A 17,581-nucleotide genomic window follows, 5' to 3' on the forward strand; every position below is an offset into this window, starting at 1 on the left:
CCTGGGTTATAGGGTATCCTCTTCCGCTCGGTCCAGAGACTCCTCCACGTCAAAGGGCGGATCGACCTGGGTGCTGTCTAAATCGGTTCGATCTGGTATTTCCGCTTCTGTCTGAGGAGGAGGCGCCCCGACCCCCTGCCGATACTTCAGCTCCTGCCACTGCTCCTTAGTAATCAAAACCTGGCGGGGTTTGCTGCCCTCAAAGGGACCTACAATCCCCTTTTCCTCCAGCTGGTCCACCAGGCGGGCAGCACGGGCATAGCCCAGCTTCAGTCGGCGCTGGAGCATGGAAACAGAGGCCATCCCTGTTTCCACCACAACCTCCGCCGCCGCATCGATGAGCTCGTCATACTCATCACTGACCTCATCCGGAGCGGAGCCGCCTACACCTTTTGTTCCCTTCTCCTTCTCGGCGGCGTGCTGCTCGATCTCCTGCATGACGTTGTCATCATACTGGGCGGAGCCGCTGCGTTTGACAAACTCTACTACGGAAGCGACCTCCTGGTCGCTAATCAGGCAACCCTGTACACGGGTTGGCTTCCCGGCGCCCAGCGGGAAATAGAGCATATCCCCCCGGCCGACCAGCTTTTCTGCGCCAGTAATGTCCAAAATAATGCGTGACTCCAGGCTGGAGGCCACGGCAAAGGCGATCCGACTTGGTATATTGGCCTTCATCAGACCAGTGATGACGTCAGCAGAGGGGCGCTGGGTGGCAATAATCAGGTGCATACCGCTGGCACGGCCCATCTGAGCCACCCGGCAGATAGACTCCTCCACTTCCTTCGCCGCCACTAGCATCAGGTCGGCCAGCTCGTCGATGATGACCACAATCTGGGGCATTTTTTCCATTCCCTCGGTCTTTGCGGCCTTAGCATTGTACGAAGCCAGGTCCCGCACGCCAACTTCGGCAAAGGAGCGGTATCGCTTCATCATTTCCGTGACTGCCCATTGAAGGGCGCCCGCCGCTTTCTTGGGATCTGTGACCACGGGAATCAACAGATGGGGGATCCCGTTGTAGATGCCCAGCTCTACCATCTTGGGATCCACCATGATCAGACGGACTTCCTCTGGAGTGGCCTTATACAACAGGGAGATGATCAGAGAATTGGTACACACCGACTTACCGGAGCCTGTCGTACCCGCAATGAGCAGGTGGGGCATCTTGGCGATGTTTCCGACGATACAGTTTCCTCCAATGTCCTTGCCCACGGCAAAGGATACCTTAGAGGCGCTGTTTGTGAAGGCGGTAGAGCCGATGACCGAGTGGATATTGACCGGGGAAACCAGCTTATTGGGCACCTCAATCCCGACCATGGATATCTGGTCTGGGATTGGGGCGATGCGGACCCCTGTTGCGCCCAACGCCAAGGCGATATCGTCCGCCAGATTGGTCAGCTTGTTCAGCCGGACTCCCTGGTCCAGTTCCAGCTCATACCGGGTCACAGAGGGGCCCCTTGTCACGTTGACGATGTTGGCGTCGATTCCAAAGGAGTGGATCGTATCAGCGAGGCGCTGCCTGTTGGCGTTGAGCTCCACCAGCGCCTCGCCACCAATATCCCCTGTCCCCTCAGTGAGCAGGGATAGAGGCGGATACTGGTAAGGCGGGCTGCCCTGGTCCATGGTTTCCTGGATATCCTGTGCCACCTGAACTGCCGCTTCTTCCGCCTCCTGGCGGGTCACCTTTTGTGGCTGCTCGTCCTTCCGTGGAGTGGGCGGCACCGCAGGCCGCTCCTCTGGTACGGACGGCGGCGCCACAGTGACCGGCGGGACCACCGGGATCGGCCGGGGCCGCTCTGCCGCGGGGGCAGGCGGCTGTTCCTCTACAGCCTCGGGCTCTGCTGTCGGGGGAACGCTCTCCTGCTCTGTAGACCCCTTCAACAGTTGGTCGGGGGCAGGCACACGGGCTTTGCGGTCAAAAAATCCCAGCCGTTTCTTCTCCTGGGGGGCCGACGGTTCTTTCCCCACCAACGGTCCCTCATCCACAGGGATATCGATTTCAGAGCGGCGCGTCCGGGTCTGGGACAGCGATTCCGCCGCCCTCTCTCCCTGGCGCTCCTCAGTCCGGCTCCGGCGTGGCTGCTCCGGCTCTGGCTCATATTCATATTTCGGCCGGTTAAAGACCCAGTCCGCCACATCCACCAGAGAACGGTCAAAGGCGGCCAGTCCCATCAGAATCGCTCCCATGGCAAAGATGATCGTGGAGCCCAAGCTGGTAAACAGGGATACACAGGCCTGGGCCAGCACACCGGCCAGCACACCACCGGATCTCATCGCCTCGCCGCTGTTCCACAACTCCTTGACCAGCGCACCGTTCCAAGGAAGCGGATCTGACAGCATACCATGGAATACGCCCGCCACCATCAGGGGCAGGAGGAGGGCGCAGGTCAGCCTTAGACGGACCGGCCGTCCACGGTGGAACGCCAGGATATAGGCTCCCAAAAGCAAGGCGGGAGGGACCAGCCAAAAGCCATAGCCTACCAGTCCCTTGACCAGCCCCACAAAGAAGGTGATGAAGATCGCCTCCATTTTGAAGTATCCAAAGGAGGAGAAGATCGCCAGGAGCAGGCAGACCACCGCCCCTACCTCACGCCGGAACGGGCGGTGGGAGGAAGTGTCGGCACGGCTACTCTTGGACGCTGGCTTGGATCTTGCCGCTGAAGTAGTCCGTTTTCCGCCGGAGGAGGCCGACCGTCCCCCTCCGGATCTCTTTTGTGTCGTTGCCATTCTTAAAGGTTCCTACCTTTCCAGGAAAATCAGATCGTACCCGACGTTAGCGTCCACCCCATGGCGCATAGGACCAGAGAGAGCAGGCCGGCGCCCCAGCAATAGTAGGCAAACGCGCCAAACTTGCCCTTGGATGCCAACAGGTTGACCAGTCCGATGGAGAAATAGCCCACCACGCCGGCGATGACCATACCCATCAGGTATATGGGTAGTCTCCCTTCCGGCAGACCGCCTTCCATCTCCAGAACGTCCTTGACCTCCAGGATCGTCGCGCCCAGCACTGCGGGCAGAGACATAAGGAAAGAGTAGCGCACGGCAAATTTGCGGTCGAATCCTCTGGCCATACCGGCGGAGATGGTACAACCGGAGCGGGACAGCCCTGGGATGGTGGCAAAGCCCTGGGCCACGCCCACCAGCAATACGTCCTTCAGGGTGGCATTTCGGGCGTTCTTCCTTCCGCCCGCCATTCGGTCAGAACAGAAGAGGATACAGCCTGTCACCAGCAGAGCACAGCTGACAAAATAAGGATTGGATCCAAGAGCCTCCACCTTATTTTTGATCAGCAGCACCGCAAAGAGCGGCAGCGTACCGACGATGACCAGGAGGACCAGCCGGCGCGCCTCCGGTGGATTCCCATGAGAAGGATGGCGGGAAAAAAGAGCCGCGATCCCTCGAAAAAACTCAACGATCATTTCCGCTACATCCTGGAAGTAGTAGATGCACACAGCCAGCAGAGTGGCAAAGTGGAGCAGCACGTTGAACAAATTATCTGGCTCCGCCAGGCCAAAAAAATGCTGAAACAAGGTCAGGTGCCCAGAGCTGGAGATAGGCAGGAACTCGGCTACACCCTGGACAAACCCCAGAATAGCGGACATAGGATAGGTCACTGTATTTACCCCCTAAATGGCAAGAAGCCAATAAAATCACTGATACTATATTAACACAACAGGACAGGAAATTCCAGTCTTTTTCATTTGCATTATGTAAACGGGCGGGATCACTCCCGCCCGCCTGTTTCTATTGCTTGCTTTCTATCCTCTATCATCCCATGCAGGCAGGACAGCGCGTCAGACAGCCCGCCAATCTGGTCAATCAGCCCAAGTTCCACCGCCTCCTCGCCGTAGATCACACTGCCTACGTCGGCGGCCAGTTCCCCTGTCTGAAGCATCAGTTTGGTCAGCGCCTCCCGCTTGATCCCGCTGTTGGCGGTGATAAATTGTGTGATACGATCCTGAATGCGCTCAAAATAATAGAACGTCTGGGGTACACCGATGACCAAGCCGTTGAGCCGAACTGGGTGGATCGTCATAGCAGCCGAGGGCGCAATGAAAGACCGTTTGGCCGAAACCGCCAGCGGAACCCCAATCGAGTGGCTCCCGCCCAGCACAAGGGAAACGGTCGGCTTAGACATAGAGGCGATAAGTTCCGAAATGGCCAGCCCAGCCTCCACATCTCCCCCGCCGTTATTCAGTAAGATGAGCAGTCCATCTATCTGGGGGCTCTCCTCCACTGTGGCCAGCAGAGGGAGAACATGCTCGTACTTCGTACTCTTGCTGCTGGGGGGCAGCATCTGGTGGCCCTCGATCTGTCCCACGATAGTCAGCACGTAGATGGTCCCTTTGTCCGTCTGGATCAGGGAGGACCCCAGATCTATGATCGGCTGTATGATCGGTTCGCTCGTCTGCTGTTCCTCTTTCTCCTGAGATTCATCCATAATAAGCACCCCTCCTATGAAAACTCCTTTCTAGGTTGTACTGGAAGAGCCTTTCTTAGTCAAAAACCGCTTCTCTACTTTTCGTAGGTTGCTTTTTGCGGCGGCAATGCTCATAATAGAAAAAGATCAAGGAGGTCATCCCATGGATAACATACGCTTTGGGGCCTTTGTGGCCCAGTTGAGGAAAGAACAGGGCCTGACCCAGAAAGGGTTGGCAGACCGGCTCAATGTCACAGACAAGGCCGTGTCCAAATGGGAGACTGGAAAGGGGTTTCCTGATGTAAAGCTTCTGGAACCTCTGGCCCAGGCCCTCGGCATCTCACTTGTGGAACTGATACGAGGAGAAAAAGACCCCAGGGACAGCTTGACAGCTGCCGAAGCGGAGGCTGTTGTTTCTCAGGCTATGGACCAGTCCCAGAGGATCACCGCCCGCCGGTATCTGAAGCTGCTGCGTTGGCTGCTGACCTCCATCGCGGCAATATGCGCTGTTGGCCCTCTGACTCAACTGGCGCTTGCCTTGGAGTTATTCTTCACGGGATCTAAGCTTTTTGCCACAGGGACTTCCCACATGGGACACATCGGCGGGGTGGATGGCCCCACCTCTATTTTTGTGTCCTCCGCACCCCTTCCCACCTGGCTGTCCGTCGGGCTGCCCACTTTGCTTCTGGTCCTCTGTATTATTCTGGCCTTCCGAGTCTGGAAATTAGAAAGGAAATTGAAATGAGAAATTGGATACGAGCCATACTTGTCCCCTTATCGACGCTGGCCATCCTGTTGCTGGCCGCCTGTGGCCAACAGACTGTTGGCAGCGCCACTTCCCCTCCCACCTTGACTCCCGCCAATCAATGGCCGGACAACCGCTTTACCCAATCCATACCCAAACCTTCCTCTGGCACCGTGACCGCCGTCTCCGAGGGCAACTCAGCCGGCTATCAAATCTTTGCGGTCTATCTGGATGATATTGGTGAGGCCGAGGTTGACGCCTACCTCCAAGCGGTCCAGGAAGCCGGGTTTCAGAGCGTACATGATACCCTTGGTATTGCCACGGAAAATGCGGTTGCGCTTGGAGAGCTCTTTTATAATGGGGAGGTTTCCCTCAGCGTTGCCGCTTCAGGCAGCTCACTTAGCCTTGCTGTCTCCCTTCCGGAATAGGAGCCTTGTCCTTTTTGATAACTGCCAGACCGGGCAAAACAACCCAGGCACGAAGGCAACACAGTTCACTCGTAATGAGCAGATCCATTTTTAGGGCTGTCTAGTACTGCTTCACGCCCTCTCGCAATGTTGCTCCCGCCCATTGAAGCAGGAGGGCGCTGTCTTTTTCCAGATCAGGCCCCTCTCCGGCCCGGAACGCCAGAACCCGCTCCAGCACTGACCGCTCCTCTCCAGTTAGCTCCAGCCACAGCTCTCGATGTTTTTTGACGTACACCCCGGTTTTCAGCCAATATATCGCCTGAAGGGTGAAAGCGGCGGATTTATAAAGCGCGGCCAGCAGCGCCTCATCTCGCTCGTGAAGATAATTATGTACACAGCCGTGGTATAAATTGCACAGGCCAGTATGGACTGCCCGACTGGCGTCCTCTCTGGCGAATGTCCCCCGTAAAAATTCCAAATCTCCCACAACAGGGGCTGTGTCGTGATAAAACTGGAACAGGTCGCCCGGTTCCCAGGCCAGCAGCTCTTCCTTTCCAGATACGAAGCCACAAAGCAGCTCCCGGCAGGGCAGGTTAGCCACTACCCGGCGATACCTGTCCAAGTCCTCCAGCTCCACCCGGTCCAGTACGACTACCATGTCGATATCGCTGTCTTCCCTCTCCTCCCCTCGCCCACGGCTGCCTTGCAGTCCGATACAGACGATCCGGCCTCCAAACTCGTCTTTCACCGCTTGGCAAAATTGGGCTATCCAGGCTTTTTCATCCAATTTCATAGATACCTCCTTAGGACAGGACAGGGACCGCCAGAGGGCGGTCCCTGTCTTTTTCATCTGCTTTTTGGGACTAACAGGCCTCGAAGACGGCCTTCATGCCTTTATAGGTCATATAACAATCCAGTTTTCCAACCGTTTCAAAGGGAGAGTGCATGGACAAGACAGGAACCCCGGCATCTAGGGTGTCGATGTTCCGCTCGGCCATATAGGCGGCCACGGTCCCACCGCCGCCGGCATCCACCTTGCCCAGCTCGGCCATCTGCCAAGCCACACCGGCGCCGTCCAACACCTTTCGGACATAAGCCACCAGCTCGGCGGAGGCGTCAGAGGCGCCGGACTTACCTCGGGCTCCGGTATACTTGCAGAGCCCCATACCGTAGTTCACAAAGGCGCTGTTGCGCTTTTCATATACATCGGCAAAGTTGGGGTCATAGGCCGCCGTCACATCGGCGGACAGGCAGAAGGATTTTTCATAGCAGGCTCTGGGCAGCACCCCCTGGGCGGCGCACAGGTCCGCCATAAAGGTGTCAAAGGAGGCAGACTTCATGCCCGTAACTCCTTCAGAGCCTATTTCTTCCTTGTCAGCCAGCATACAGACCGCTGTACGCTCCGGGGTATCCAACTGGAGCAGGGCGGCCAGGGCCGCATAGGCGCACACCCGGTCGTCGTGGCCGTAGGCTCCGATCATGGAGCGGTCAAAGCCGATATCAGAGGCCCGGAAGGCAGGGACAGCGCACAGTTCGGCGGAAATAAAATCCTCCTCAACGATGCCGTACTTCCGGTTGAGCAGCTCCAGCACAGCCACCTTCACCCGGTCACTGCCCTCGTCATCAGCCAGGGGGCGGCTGCCTATCAGAATATTCAGGCTCTCACCGGGAATGGCCTCTCCCAGGGTTTTTTTAGATTGCTCTGCCCCCAAGTGGGGAAGCAGGTCGTCAATGGTAAACAGGGGGTCACCCTCTCCGTTTCCTACGGATACCCGGACCACATTACCGCCCTTCAAGGCCACCACCCCATGGAGCTCCAGAGGAATGGTCACCCACTGGTACTTGCGGATGCCGCCGTAGTAGTGGGTCTTGAAAAAGGCCAGCTCCTCCGCCTCATACACAGGGTTCTGCTTAAGATCCAGCCGGGGGGAGTCGATATGAGCCGCACCGATGTTGACGCCCTGGTCCAGATCTTTTCGGCCGATAACGGCCAGCATAACAGCCTTGCCCCGGTTGGACTGGTACACCTTGTCCCCAGGCTTGAGCTCCATGCCACGGACATAGGGACGGAAGCCGGCGGTCTCCGCCAGTGCAATGGTACGGTCCACACACTCCCGCTCGGTCTTGCCTCCGTCCAGAAACTGCTTGTATCCGGAACAGTAAGCCTCTATGGCCTCCAGCTCACCGGTCTGTAACCGGTCATAGCCGTTTTTCTTCTGATAGGTCAGGGCCCGGCGCAGCTGCTCGCCCCGTGTCAGTTCTTTTTTTTCATCCATTGGGAAAACCTCCTTTGTACCTCTATTGTATGTGTTCCTGCAAAATCGATTCTACCAACGCCTTGGCCTGGAGGGCAAATTCCTCCACCTGGTCACAGTCGTTCACCAAGGTGCGGTCGCACCCTTTCACAAAATATTCGTCACTCTTCTGGGCCTTTACCCGTAACCAGGCGTACTCCTCCGTGATGCCCTCCCGATCCATGATCCGTTTTACCCGTATCTCCGCGGGTGCGACCACCGCCAGGGTAACGTCACAGAGCTTGGCCAGCGGACTCTCCAGCAGGGCGATGGCATCGATGGCGGCCAGAGCTATCCCCTTGCGGCGGTATCCCTCCAGCAATTCCTGGGTGCGCCTAACTGTGGCGGTTTGAGCAATGATATTGAGCTGTCGCAGCTTCTCCGGGTCGCCAAAGACGATGGTACCCAGCTTCTTTCGGTCGATTGCTCCACTCACATCCCGGAGCGGCCCAAAGGTTTTCTCCAAGCTATGCTGTAAGGCACTATCCCTTTCCAGCAGATCGTGGTACACGACATCGCAGTCAATGACCGCACCGCCTAGCTTCTCCACCTCTTTCAGAAGGGTTGTCTTACCCGCTCCAGTGGGACCGGTGATGCCTAGAACAATCATCTGTTTAACCATGCCAGGGCCTCCTCCTCAGTAGGCCAGAAGCCTACCTGACTGCCCTTGTTGCTTTCACAAATGAAATCCCGCAACGGCTTGCTGGTGTAATGGGAGAAATCGCCTACAATGGCCAGACGCATTTTGTAATTGACAAATTTCTGTAAGACCTCCCCAGCCAGCTTAGAGGACAGGCGGAAGAAGGACTCGTCCAGACAGTCCTTGTATAACACAACAGCGCTGGCCCCCGTTTCATAGCGCAGGGACGCAATCACATCCATGGCTGCGGGGCCGCTGGTAATGGGACTCTCAAGGCTCCGTATTATGGGAATTTTGTTGATGATTTGAGATTGCATAAAATAAAGTTACCTTTCTCTTACACTTCAATGATATGGAAGCCGGCCGCCTTGTTCAGACGGTTGGCGATAGCCAGTCCGATGCCCGCAGCGTCAGGGCATTGGGCCCAGATGGCCTTCACCGCTGTATGGTCAAAGGAACGCAGGGCGTCGAAGATGTGCCGGGCCTGCTCCGCCTTATCCACAGAGGGGCCCAGGTTCATGACAGGCCTCATCTCGTGCCGTTTCGTGAACAGGGGCACAAACTCGTCAAAACAGATGATCCCGTCCTCTGGGGCGGCATGGTTCAGTATGTACGCAGCACTTTTGGACGCCTCCCCCGCCACTACCGTCACTGGCGCCTTAGGGGCGTAGTGGCGGTACTTCATGCCGGGGGCGCGGGGTTTCTCCCCCGCCCCCATCAATCGGGTCACCGCAGGGTCTACTTCCACATCCCCCAGGACAGCCTCAAGTTGCTCCAGGGTGACGCCCCCCGGCCGCAGCAGCCGGGGCGAGTCACAGGACAAGTCCACGATGGTGGACTCCACCCCCACAGCACAGGGACCGCCGTCTACAATGGCGTCAATCTTTCCATCCATATCCTCCCACATATGGGCGGCGGAGGTGGGACTGGGCCGCCCAGAGGTATTCCCTGAGGGTGCGGCCACGGGGACATCCGCATCTCTGAGGATAGCCCGGCATAGAGCGTGAGCGGGGCAACGCATTCCCACCGTGTCCAGGCCGGCGGTGACCACATCTGGCACTACATCCCGCCGGGCGAGAATCATGGTCAGCGGGCCTGGCCAGAAACGTTCTGCTAACCGATAGGCTGTAAGGGGAATTCCCTTGCAATACCGGTCCAGATGGTCTATCGATGGAATATGTAAAATCAGAGGATTATCCTGGGGCCGCCCCTTGGCCTGAAAAATACGGGCCACTGCCTGGGGATTCAGTCCATTGGCGCCCAGGCCATATACGGTCTCTGTGGGAATCCCAACCAATCCCCCATCCCGAAGGATAGCGGCGGCCTGTTGGATATCCTTCTCGTTTAAAAGTTGGGTGTTCAATGCAAAAACTCCTCATCCTCAGCCTTCCGTCTGACCGAAAAGATCAGATGCGGCATGTCTATTCCGTAGTAATGCTTGATAAACTGTCCCCGGATCTCCATACCATTTCGTCTGGCTACCTCCTGAGAAGGCAAGTTATTGTCCCGGATGATGGAAAAAACCTCTCTCTGGCCCAATTTCTGGAAGGCATAGTTCCGGCACGCCTGGGCCGCCTCCGTGGCATATCCCCTGTGCCAGACGGCTTTTTCCAATAGATAGCCAACCTCCATCACCAAGTCGCCCTGGCCTCGGTCCTGCCAAGTCAGGCCACACTGGCCCACCATTTTACCACTGGACTTTTCCACCGCCGCCCACAGGCCCATCCCATCTCTAGCATAACGCTCTTGCTGGCGGCGCAACCACTCCCAGGCCTCCTCATCTGAAAAGGCGTGCTCATAGGCATACATCACCGCTGGGTCCTGGAGCATCCGGCACAGCGCCGGGAAGTCTTTGTCCCCCATCTCCCGGAGGAGGAGCCGCTCTGTCTTCAAAATCGTTTTATCCATGGCCGAGAATCACTTCCAGTAACTCCTGAGGTTCCTCAACCAACTGATCTGCTCCTTCTTTCTCCAGCTCCTCCCGTCCACGGAATCCCCACAGGACACCACAACTGGTCAGGCCACCGTTTTTCGCGGTACGGATATCCACGTTGCTGTCCCCAACGAACAGGGTATTTCCCCTCTCTGCTCCCATCCGCTCCATAAGCCTTTGGAGCAGGGCAGGGTCCGGCTTGGGCTCATAACCGGGAATGGCTCCCTGGACGATAGAAAAGACACCCGGATAGTAGCTTTCCACCACAGGTCCTGCCAGTTCGTCCGCCTTGTTGGTCAGTACGGACATAGAAACGCCCGCCTCCTTCAGCATCCGGACCACCTCTGGAAGTCCGGCATAGGGTGCGGTCTTGTCCTCCTTATGGGCATCGTAGTAGGGCATAAACTCCTCCAGGATAGCCGCTACCCCCTCCGGGGTGCGCCACTCCTCCGGAACAAAACGGGCCACCAGTTTGGCCATCCCGTTTCCCACGAACCGCTTGTACTCCTCCACTGTATAGGTGGGCCAGCCATGGAGGCGGCAGACGTAGTTGCCCGCGTCAGCCAGGTCGTCAATAGTATCCAGCAACGTACCATCCAGATCAAAGATCACATTGTGAAACATGGCTCGCTCCTCATTCGTAAATGCCGATCTCCATGCCGCCGATCTCCACGGTGGTATTTTTATCAAACGCGGCCCGCTGGAGATAGGCCTTCACCGCCATCTGGGCATATTTAGGGTTGTGCCTCTCATCCTCCAGTTCCAGATCGATGCGGCCGTCTTCCCCTCCGCACACGACGCCGCCCTCCTCCAGCACCTCGTTTAGTTCCTCCACCACATCGGGCAGCTCCTTATCCTGGGGAAGGCTGGTATAGTGAATATACAGTTCCATAGTCCTCTCTCCTGCTTTCTACTCTTGTTGTTTCAATTTTTCTGCCTGGTCCGCGGCGGCCAGCGCATCGATCAGCTCGTCCAGGCCGCCGTCCATCACGCTGTCTATCTTATAGAGGGTCAGCCCAATGCGGTGGTCCGTAACACGACCCTGGGGAAAATTGTAGGTACGGATGCGCTCGTTCCGCATGCCGGAGCCCACCTGGCTGCGCCGCTGTGCCGTATATTCGGAGGATATCTTCTCTTGCTCGGCCTCATACAGTCGGGAAGCCAGGATACGCATGGCCTTGTCCCGATTTTGGAACTGGCTGCGCTCCTGCTGACACTCCACCACGGTCCCCGTCGGCTTGTGAATCAGGCGGACAGCGGAGGAGGTCTTGTTCACATGCTGGCCCCCGGCCCCGGAGGAGCGGAAAACCTGCATTTCGATGTCCGCCGGATTCAGTCGCACATCCGCACTTTCCATCTCCGGCAGGACCGCTACTGTCACCGTGGAGGTATGGACCCGTCCTCCAGACTCGGTCTCGGGCACCCGCTGGACCCGGTGGACGCCACTCTCGAACTTCAGGCGGGAAAAAGCCCCTGTCCCCTCAATCGTAAAGGTTATTTCCTTTATGCCCCCAAGCTCTGTCTCACTGGCCGAGTCCACCTCACAGTGCCATCGCTGGCTCTCGGCATACATGGAGTACATCCGATAGAGGGAGTGGGCAAAGAGGGCGGCCTCCTCTCCGCCTACCCCGGCTCGTATTTCCACAATAACGTTTTTGTCATCGTTAGGATCCTTTGGGAGGAGCAATATCTGCAGCTCCCTTTCCAGCTTTGGGATGTCCTCCATCGCCTGAGAATATTCCTCCTGGGCCAGTTCCTTCATCTCAGAATCCGACATCAGCTCTCGAGCCTGGTCCCGGGCCTCTAGGGTCCGCCGATAGGTACGGAAGGTCTCCACCAGAGGCTGGAGCTCCGACTGCTCCTTATTCAGTTTCGCCACCTGGGCCGGATCGTCATAGGTTTCCGGCGCGGCCAGCCGCGCCTCGATTTGGCTGTATTTCGCCTCAATGGCGGTAAGCTTGTCCAGCATGAGGTCACTCCTTATCGGTCAAACACAAAAGACTTTACCAGGGCCAGAGGCTCCCGGATATACATATGCAGCCTAGAAGGCAGATGGCTGGTAGGCGCGGCCAAAGTATATACCTCCTCAAAACCCGCTCGCTGGGCCAGCATTCTGGCCCGAGTCAGGTGGAACCCATTGGATACGACCAAAATCCCGTCAGAGTAATCTATCTGGGCCTCATCCATTTGCTTTTTGGAATAAGCAAAGTTTTGGGCCGTATTATGAGAAGCCGTTTCCAAGAGAACCTTTTCCCCGTCCACTCCATTGGCGATCAGATAGTCCGCCATCGCCTGGGCCTCACTTGTAGGCTCGTCTGGACCCTGGCCGCCGGAAACTACCACCGTCAGATCGGGGTGGTCCTCCAAATAGTTCAGTGCCTCATCCAACCGGTCTCGGAGAAGAATGGAGGGCCCGTCCTCCTTCACCTGGCAGCCCAGGACGATCATCACCTGTGGTTCGCCGCTGATGTGGTCATAGGCCCCGGAGAGAACCGCCCCCAACAGAGTGGCAAAAGTGAGCGCTCCGGCCAGCATCAGAGCCAATATCACTTTGAAGGCAAGACCAAAACGCTTGCCCTTGTAACTGGCTACCTCTATTTTGGACCTTCTCGCCCTCATCCCCTGGCCTCCTCCAGCTGTGCGGACAGACCTTCCCAGGTCCCGTACAGCTTCAAGATCTCCTCTTCCAAGGCCTCCCGCTGTTCATACAGCTCCTGGAGCTTCAAATAGTCGGCGGCGGCCTCCTCAATCTGAATGGACAGGTCGTACATCCTCTCCTCAGCCTTGGCTACGGCACGCTCTGCGGCGTTGACCTGCTTTTCCAGTTCCTTGGTGCCCCCTGTCCGCTTGGGTTTCTCCTCTTTTGCCCCCTCCTCTGGAACTGGAGCATGGTGCGGGGCTGCCTGACCAGACTGCTTCTGCCGCTGCCTGACGGCCTGGAATTCCTGATAGCTGCCCTTAAAATCGGTAATGCGGCCGCCCTCCAGCATCCAGATACGGGTGGCAAATCGGTCGATAAAATAGCGGTCGTGGGACACAAAAAGAAGATTTCCCTCGTATTCCTCCACCGCCTCCTCGATCCACTCCCGGCTCTGGATATCCAGATGGTTGGTGGGCTCGTCCAGGATCAGCAGATTAATCTTGGAGTCCATCAGCATGCACAGCCGCAGCCGTGACTGTTCCCCGCCGGACAGGGCGGACACGGGCTTGAACACGTCCTCCCCTCGGAATTTGAAGGCGGCCAATCGATTCCGGGCGGTCTGAGCAGTACAGTCCAAATCGTAGATCATGGTATCCACCAGGTTGCGCTCCGGGTGGCTGAAATGGATGATCTGGGGAAGGTAGCCAATCCGTACCGTGGGGCCCAGGCGGAGCTTTCCGCCGTCGGGCGTCTCCTCCCCCATTAAAATTTTAATGAGGGTAGATTTTCCGGTTCCATTGTCCCCCAGCAGAGCGACGCGCTCGCCGCCCTCCACTTCCAGATTGACATCAGAAAACAGCCTTCGCTCCCCAAAGGACTTTTCCAGCCCTTTGATGGACAGCACCTCATCCCCTCGAAACTCCCGTTCCCCAAAGCGGACCTCCATTTTCCGCTCCTTCTTGGGGCGGTCGGTGGTACGCATCCGCTCGATGCGCTTCTCCATGGACTGGGCCCGTTTGAATATCTTGTCGTTGCCCGAATAGGCCCAGATACGCAGCTGCTGGGCAGCCTTCTCCAACTGCTCGATCTTGGCCTGCTCCTTCTCATACTGCCTGAGCTGCTCCTCATAGCGCCGCTCCTTTTCCACCGCGTAGAAGGAATAGTTTCCAGAATAAAACTCCGCCTTTCCCTCTTTGATCTCGATGACCCGGTCCACTACAGAATCCAGAAAATAGCGGTCATGAGATACAGCCAGGACCGTACCCTTGAATTTTTCCAGGTACTCCTCCAACCACTCGGTGGCCCGTAGGTCAAGGTGGTTGGTGGGCTCATCCAACAGGAGGATGTCTGTATCCTCCAGAATCAGTCTGGCCAGGTTTACCCTGGTCTTTTCCCCTCCGGACAGCTTGTCAAAGGGCTGCTCCCGCATCGCCCGTGGAATGGACAGGCCGTTACACACCTTATTTTTTGCGGTATCCATCTCATAGCCGCCGCCTGTCTGAAACGAGGCGCTCAACCTGTCATAGCGGGCCAGCAGGGCAGGATCATGGTCTCCGGCCGCCATTCTTTGGGCGATGGAAGCCATCTCCTCCTCCATGTCGCGCAGAGATTGAAACGCGGTGTCTAGCACATCCTCCACCCGGTATCCCACTGGATAGACCGGAATTTGGGAGATGAGTCCTATCCGCTTCCCAGGGGCAGTGACCACCTCTCCCTCGTCGCAGTCCACCACGCCTGTCAGGATGCGGAGCAGGGTAGTCTTGCCGCACCCATTCGGGCCCAGCAGGCCTACCCGCTCTCCTGAGTCCACCTGAAAGGTGAGCCCATCTAAAATTTTCTTTCCAACCTCAAACTCCTTGACCAGGTTGGATACCGAAATGTCGATCATAACATCCTCTTAGTTTATCTATTTCCGCTCCACCAGACCGATTCGGTTTGGTAGAACTCTATGCTACGCTTCTTTGGTATGCTCCAACAGGAAGGCTGTCAGGTCCTCCAGCTTCATCCCCCTGGACGCTTTGACTAGGAAGGTGCTGTTGGGACGGATCAGCTCCTCTAGCACCACTTTCGCCGCCTCTTTGTCCGCACAGTGATACACCAGAGGAACTCCAGAGTCCCTGGCGCCCTGGGCGATATGCTCCGATTCCTCTCCCACCGCCACAAGGCATTGGATCCCAGCCCGGCCCAGACACTCGCCTACGCCGCTGTGGAGGGCGGGGGAAAAGGGGCCCAGCTCCAGCATATCACCCAGCACAGCCACCTTCCACTCCCCCAGACTGTCCGCCAGCACGCTGACAGCCGCCCGCATGGACTGGGGATTGGCATTATAGGTGTCGTCCAAAATGGTAATTCCTTCCCCCCGGCGCAGGACATTCATCCGCATGCGGGTCGGTACAAACTGGGTCAGCCCCTGCTCGATCTCGTCGGCAGTCAGCCCAAATCGCTCTGCCACAGCGGTGGCGGCCAGCGTGGGATAAATCATATGTTCTCCCAGTGCTGGGATGCGGACTTCCCGGTCCATAGCCGGCGTGGTCAGCCGACAGAGAATATGGCTGACGCTGTCGCCTCCTGTGATATGGGCCTGATATTCCAGTCCCTCCTCTTTGCCGTAAAAGACCGCCGGCACAGTAGTATGCCCCCGGAGAGTGGACAACAGCTCGTCATCTCCGTTCAATACCAGCAGACCATTTCCCTTTACATGAGGCAGAAGCTCACACTTTGCCTTAAAAATATTTTCCCGGCTGCCCAGGCGCTCAATGTGGGCATCTCCGATATTGGTAATGATTCCCACGTCCGGCTTGACAATCTCTGCCAAATAGTCAATCTCCCCGGCCTTGTCCATGCCCATTTCCAGGACACAAATCTGATGCTCCCCGGTGAGCCGCAACAGGGTAAGGGGCAGTCCCACATTGTTGTTGAAGTTCCCTTCAGTCTTCAGCACCTTATACTTTGTACCCAATACAGCGGCCACCATATCCTTTGCGGTTGTCTTGCCAACACTGCCGGTAATGGCTACAAATGGGATATCAAATCTTCCCTTGTACCATGCCGCCAGATCACGCAGGGCCTTCTGGGTATTGGAAACCTTGACATAGAACTTTCCAGGCAGATAATTCTCTCGTTCCCGGGCTGTAATACAGCCCACTGCCCCTCCCTCCAGCGCGGCATTAATGTAGGCGTGCCCGTCAAATCGCTCGCCGATCAGCGGGATAAACAGGGCTCCCTCATGGATATTCCGGCTGTCTGTATCTACACGTTGGATCAGGGCCTCCCGGTCCTGAAATTCACCCAGCAACGTTCCACCCACTGCCTCCAGCAGCTGGCCCAAAGTGATGGTTTCCATCACATTCCTTCCTTTCTGGCTTCCAGAGATCTCTGGATAATGATCTCACACAATGAGGGATAATCGATCCCCACAGCGGCCGCCTCCTGGGGGACCAGACTGGTTGGCGTCATGCCAGGAAGTGTATTGATCTCCAGAAAATAGGGAGTACCGTCCTCCGTGACAATAAAATCGGCTCTAGCATATACCGCCAGCCCGATAGTCTGGAACACAGCCAGGGCCGCCTCTCCTACTTTTTTCTCCCACTCCTCTGGAATATGGGCGGGGCAGATCTCCTCTGCCGCACCAGGCTGGTATTTGTTCTCATAGTCGTAAAAGCCTTCTTTGGGAATGATCTCAATGGAGGGCAGGGCCTTTCCATCCAATACTGCCACCTGGATCTCACGGCCTTGAATGTACTGTTCCAAAACTGTTCGGCCGCCCAGTTTCAGGCTGTCATACAGCGCCTTCTCCAGTTCTTCCCTGTCATGGGCAATATAGACGCCAATGGAGGAACCGCTGGCGATGGGTTTGACCACCACAGGCAGGCAAGTCTCCTCAACCAGTGCCCCAATATTCTCTTTCGTGACCGTGACGGTCCTCCAACTGGGCGTGGTTACCCTATCGGCTACCAGCCGCTTGGTCAGATCCTTATCCATCGCAATAGCCGAGCCCAGACAGCCGGAGCCGGTATAGGGGACTCCCAGCAGATCCAGAGCGGCCTGGATCCGACCATCCTCGCCACAGGTCCCGTGGAGGGCCAGATAGACCACATCCGCATGGGCGCATAGCTCCAGCACACCTCGGCCAATCGCGGAGGGGCCCTGATCCTTTCTGCTGGCCCGCACCTGGTTCAGGTCAGGGGCCTGCCGAGCTACCCTCTTGAATTTCTCCGGGATCGGGGCTGAGTACAGCTCTTCTTCACTGCCGCTCCAATCCTCCAGCCCAAAAAACAGGTCCACCAGGGCCACCTGATGTCCCCGGTCCCGCAGGGCCTGGCACACCTTGGAACCGGAGGACAGGGATACGTTCCGCTCCGGACTCAGGCCGCCGGCCAGTACCACGATCTTCATATCAAACACCTCATTTGGTCAGTAGACATACTTATGACATTTTATACACTAATGGATTATTTTAGCACACCTGGACCAAATACACAAGACAGGCCTTGAAAAAAGCGTG

At 57.0% G+C, this 17,581-nt stretch carries 18 protein-coding genes; 2 read left to right on the forward strand and 16 right to left on the reverse strand.

Annotated elements, in window-relative coordinates:
- Positions 1 to 6: 6 nt before the first annotated feature.
- The 3 genes from OCV64_RS12990 to OCV64_RS13000 form a co-directional block, all read right to left on the reverse strand.
- Entirely contained in the window at positions 7 to 2,724 is a 2,718-nt protein-coding gene (locus tag OCV64_RS12990; RefSeq protein ID WP_262670267.1) for an FtsK/SpoIIIE family DNA translocase, read from the reverse strand.
- Between the two features lie 29 nt (positions 2,725 to 2,753).
- Positions 2,754 to 3,611, reverse strand: coding sequence for an undecaprenyl-diphosphate phosphatase (locus OCV64_RS12995; RefSeq protein WP_262670268.1), 858 nt, complete (start codon positions 3,609 to 3,611; stop codon positions 2,754 to 2,756).
- A gap of 110 nt (positions 3,612 to 3,721) precedes the next feature.
- Complete coding sequence (locus OCV64_RS13000) at positions 3,722 to 4,438, reverse strand: ClpP family protease (protein WP_147571884.1); 717 nt, start codon at positions 4,436 to 4,438, stop codon at positions 3,722 to 3,724.
- Positions 4,439 to 4,580: 142 nt separating this feature from the next.
- Here OCV64_RS13000 and OCV64_RS13005 point away from each other — a divergent pair, with 142 nt between their 5' ends.
- Together OCV64_RS13005 and OCV64_RS13010 are read left to right on the forward strand one after the other, a co-directional pair.
- On the forward strand, positions 4,581 to 5,162 hold the full coding sequence (locus OCV64_RS13005; RefSeq protein WP_262670269.1) for a helix-turn-helix domain-containing protein: 582 nt from the start codon (positions 4,581 to 4,583) through the stop codon (positions 5,160 to 5,162).
- Positions 5,159 to 5,590 (forward strand): hypothetical protein, encoded by a 432-nt coding sequence (locus OCV64_RS13010; protein WP_262670270.1) that lies wholly within the window; start codon positions 5,159 to 5,161, stop codon positions 5,588 to 5,590. Before OCV64_RS13005 ends, OCV64_RS13010 begins: the two co-directional genes overlap by 4 nt.
- A gap of 100 nt (positions 5,591 to 5,690) precedes the next feature.
- Here the strand turns inward: OCV64_RS13010 and OCV64_RS13015 are convergent, their stop codons facing one another.
- The 13 genes from OCV64_RS13015 to OCV64_RS13075 all read right to left on the reverse strand — a co-directional run bounded on the left by OCV64_RS13015 (position 5,691) and on the right by OCV64_RS13075 (position 17,472).
- Positions 5,691 to 6,362, reverse strand: coding sequence for a nucleotidyltransferase domain-containing protein (locus OCV64_RS13015; protein WP_262670271.1), 672 nt, complete (start codon positions 6,360 to 6,362; stop codon positions 5,691 to 5,693).
- Between the two features lie 70 nt (positions 6,363 to 6,432).
- Positions 6,433 to 7,845, reverse strand: coding sequence for an aminopeptidase (locus tag OCV64_RS13020; protein ID WP_262670272.1), 1,413 nt, complete (start codon positions 7,843 to 7,845; stop codon positions 6,433 to 6,435).
- Between the two features lie 22 nt (positions 7,846 to 7,867).
- Positions 7,868 to 8,485 carry a dephospho-CoA kinase gene (gene coaE, locus OCV64_RS13025; protein ID WP_262670273.1) on the reverse strand — a complete coding sequence of 206 codons (618 nt, stop codon included), beginning with the start codon at positions 8,483 to 8,485 and terminating at the stop codon, positions 7,868 to 7,870.
- Positions 8,470 to 8,745, reverse strand: coding sequence for a DUF4180 domain-containing protein (locus OCV64_RS13030; protein WP_243200961.1), 276 nt, complete (start codon positions 8,743 to 8,745; stop codon positions 8,470 to 8,472). The genes coaE and OCV64_RS13030 overlap by 16 nt, the downstream gene beginning before the upstream one ends.
- Positions 8,746 to 8,840: 95 nt before the next feature.
- Positions 8,841 to 9,866: an L-threonylcarbamoyladenylate synthase gene (locus tag OCV64_RS13035; protein ID WP_262670274.1), complete on the reverse strand. Its 1,026-nt coding sequence runs from the start codon at positions 9,864 to 9,866 to the stop codon at positions 8,841 to 8,843.
- Entirely contained in the window at positions 9,863 to 10,411 is a 549-nt protein-coding gene (locus OCV64_RS13040; protein WP_262670275.1) for a GNAT family N-acetyltransferase, read from the reverse strand. Before OCV64_RS13040 ends, OCV64_RS13035 begins: the two co-directional genes overlap by 4 nt.
- The gene (locus OCV64_RS13045) at positions 10,404 to 11,060 is read right to left on the reverse strand and encodes an HAD family hydrolase (RefSeq protein ID WP_262670276.1); all 657 of its coding nucleotides are present in this window, start codon (positions 11,058 to 11,060) and stop codon (positions 10,404 to 10,406) included. The genes OCV64_RS13040 and OCV64_RS13045 overlap by 8 nt, the downstream gene beginning before the upstream one ends.
- A 10-nt stretch (positions 11,061 to 11,070) precedes the next feature.
- Positions 11,071 to 11,328, reverse strand: coding sequence for a hypothetical protein (locus OCV64_RS13050; protein WP_147571894.1), 258 nt, complete (start codon positions 11,326 to 11,328; stop codon positions 11,071 to 11,073).
- A gap of 18 nt (positions 11,329 to 11,346) precedes the next feature.
- Positions 11,347 to 12,405 (reverse strand): peptide chain release factor 1, encoded by a 1,059-nt coding sequence (gene prfA / locus OCV64_RS13055; RefSeq protein ID WP_147571895.1) that lies wholly within the window; start codon positions 12,403 to 12,405, stop codon positions 11,347 to 11,349.
- An 11-nt stretch (positions 12,406 to 12,416) separates the two neighbouring features.
- Entirely contained in the window at positions 12,417 to 13,055 is a 639-nt protein-coding gene (locus tag OCV64_RS13060) for a YdcF family protein (protein ID WP_262670277.1), read from the reverse strand.
- Positions 13,052 to 14,965, reverse strand: coding sequence for a ribosomal protection-like ABC-F family protein (gene abc-f / locus OCV64_RS13065; protein WP_147571897.1), 1,914 nt, complete (start codon positions 14,963 to 14,965; stop codon positions 13,052 to 13,054). Before abc-f ends, OCV64_RS13060 begins: the two co-directional genes overlap by 4 nt.
- Positions 14,966 to 15,028: 63 nt before the next feature.
- Positions 15,029 to 16,420: a UDP-N-acetylmuramoyl-tripeptide--D-alanyl-D-alanine ligase gene (locus tag OCV64_RS13070; protein WP_186852624.1), complete on the reverse strand. Its 1,392-nt coding sequence runs from the start codon at positions 16,418 to 16,420 to the stop codon at positions 15,029 to 15,031.
- Entirely contained in the window at positions 16,420 to 17,472 is a 1,053-nt protein-coding gene (locus OCV64_RS13075; RefSeq protein ID WP_147571899.1) for a D-alanine--D-alanine ligase, read from the reverse strand. Before OCV64_RS13075 ends, OCV64_RS13070 begins: the two co-directional genes overlap by 1 nt.
- Positions 17,473 to 17,581: the final 109 nt, after the last annotated feature.

It is taken from the genome of Muriventricola aceti, assembly GCF_025567565.1.
GTDB lineage: Bacteria > Bacillota > Clostridia > Oscillospirales > Oscillospiraceae > Lawsonibacter > Lawsonibacter aceti.

Bases quoted from the DNA above. Each gene is read 5' to 3' on its own strand.
- OCV64_RS12990 (WP_262670267.1), bottom strand. From the start codon at position 2,724: ATGGCAACGACACAAAAGAGATCCGGAGGGGGACGGTCGGCCTCCTCC.
- OCV64_RS13000 (WP_147571884.1), bottom strand. From the start codon at position 4,438: ATGGATGAATCTCAGGAGAAAGAGGAACAGCAGACGAGCGAACCGATC.
- OCV64_RS13005 (WP_262670269.1), top strand. From the start codon at position 4,581: ATGGATAACATACGCTTTGGGGCCTTTGTGGCCCAGTTGAGGAAAGAA.
- OCV64_RS13010 (WP_262670270.1), top strand. From the start codon at position 5,159: ATGAGAAATTGGATACGAGCCATACTTGTCCCCTTATCGACGCTGGCC.
- OCV64_RS13015 (WP_262670271.1), bottom strand. From the start codon at position 6,362: ATGAAATTGGATGAAAAAGCCTGGATAGCCCAATTTTGCCAAGCGGTG.
- OCV64_RS13020 (WP_262670272.1), bottom strand. From the start codon at position 7,845: ATGGATGAAAAAAAAGAACTGACACGGGGCGAGCAGCTGCGCCGGGCC.
- coaE (WP_262670273.1), bottom strand. From the start codon at position 8,485: ATGGTTAAACAGATGATTGTTCTAGGCATCACCGGTCCCACTGGAGCG.
- OCV64_RS13030 (WP_243200961.1), bottom strand. From the start codon at position 8,745: ATGGATGTGATTGCGTCCCTGCGCTATGAAACGGGGGCCAGCGCTGTT.
- OCV64_RS13040 (WP_262670275.1), bottom strand. From the start codon at position 10,411: ATGGATAAAACGATTTTGAAGACAGAGCGGCTCCTCCTCCGGGAGATG.
- OCV64_RS13045 (WP_262670276.1), bottom strand. From the start codon at position 11,060: ATGTTTCACAATGTGATCTTTGATCTGGATGGTACGTTGCTGGATACT.
- OCV64_RS13050 (WP_147571894.1), bottom strand. From the start codon at position 11,328: ATGGAACTGTATATTCACTATACCAGCCTTCCCCAGGATAAGGAGCTG.
- prfA (WP_147571895.1), bottom strand. From the start codon at position 12,405: ATGCTGGACAAGCTTACCGCCATTGAGGCGAAATACAGCCAAATCGAG.
- OCV64_RS13060 (WP_262670277.1), bottom strand. From the start codon at position 13,055: ATGAGGGCGAGAAGGTCCAAAATAGAGGTAGCCAGTTACAAGGGCAAG.
- abc-f (WP_147571897.1), bottom strand. From the start codon at position 14,965: ATGATCGACATTTCGGTATCCAACCTGGTCAAGGAGTTTGAGGTTGGA.
- OCV64_RS13070 (WP_186852624.1), bottom strand. From the start codon at position 16,420: ATGGAAACCATCACTTTGGGCCAGCTGCTGGAGGCAGTGGGTGGAACG.
- OCV64_RS13075 (WP_147571899.1), bottom strand. From the start codon at position 17,472: ATGAAGATCGTGGTACTGGCCGGCGGCCTGAGTCCGGAGCGGAACGTA.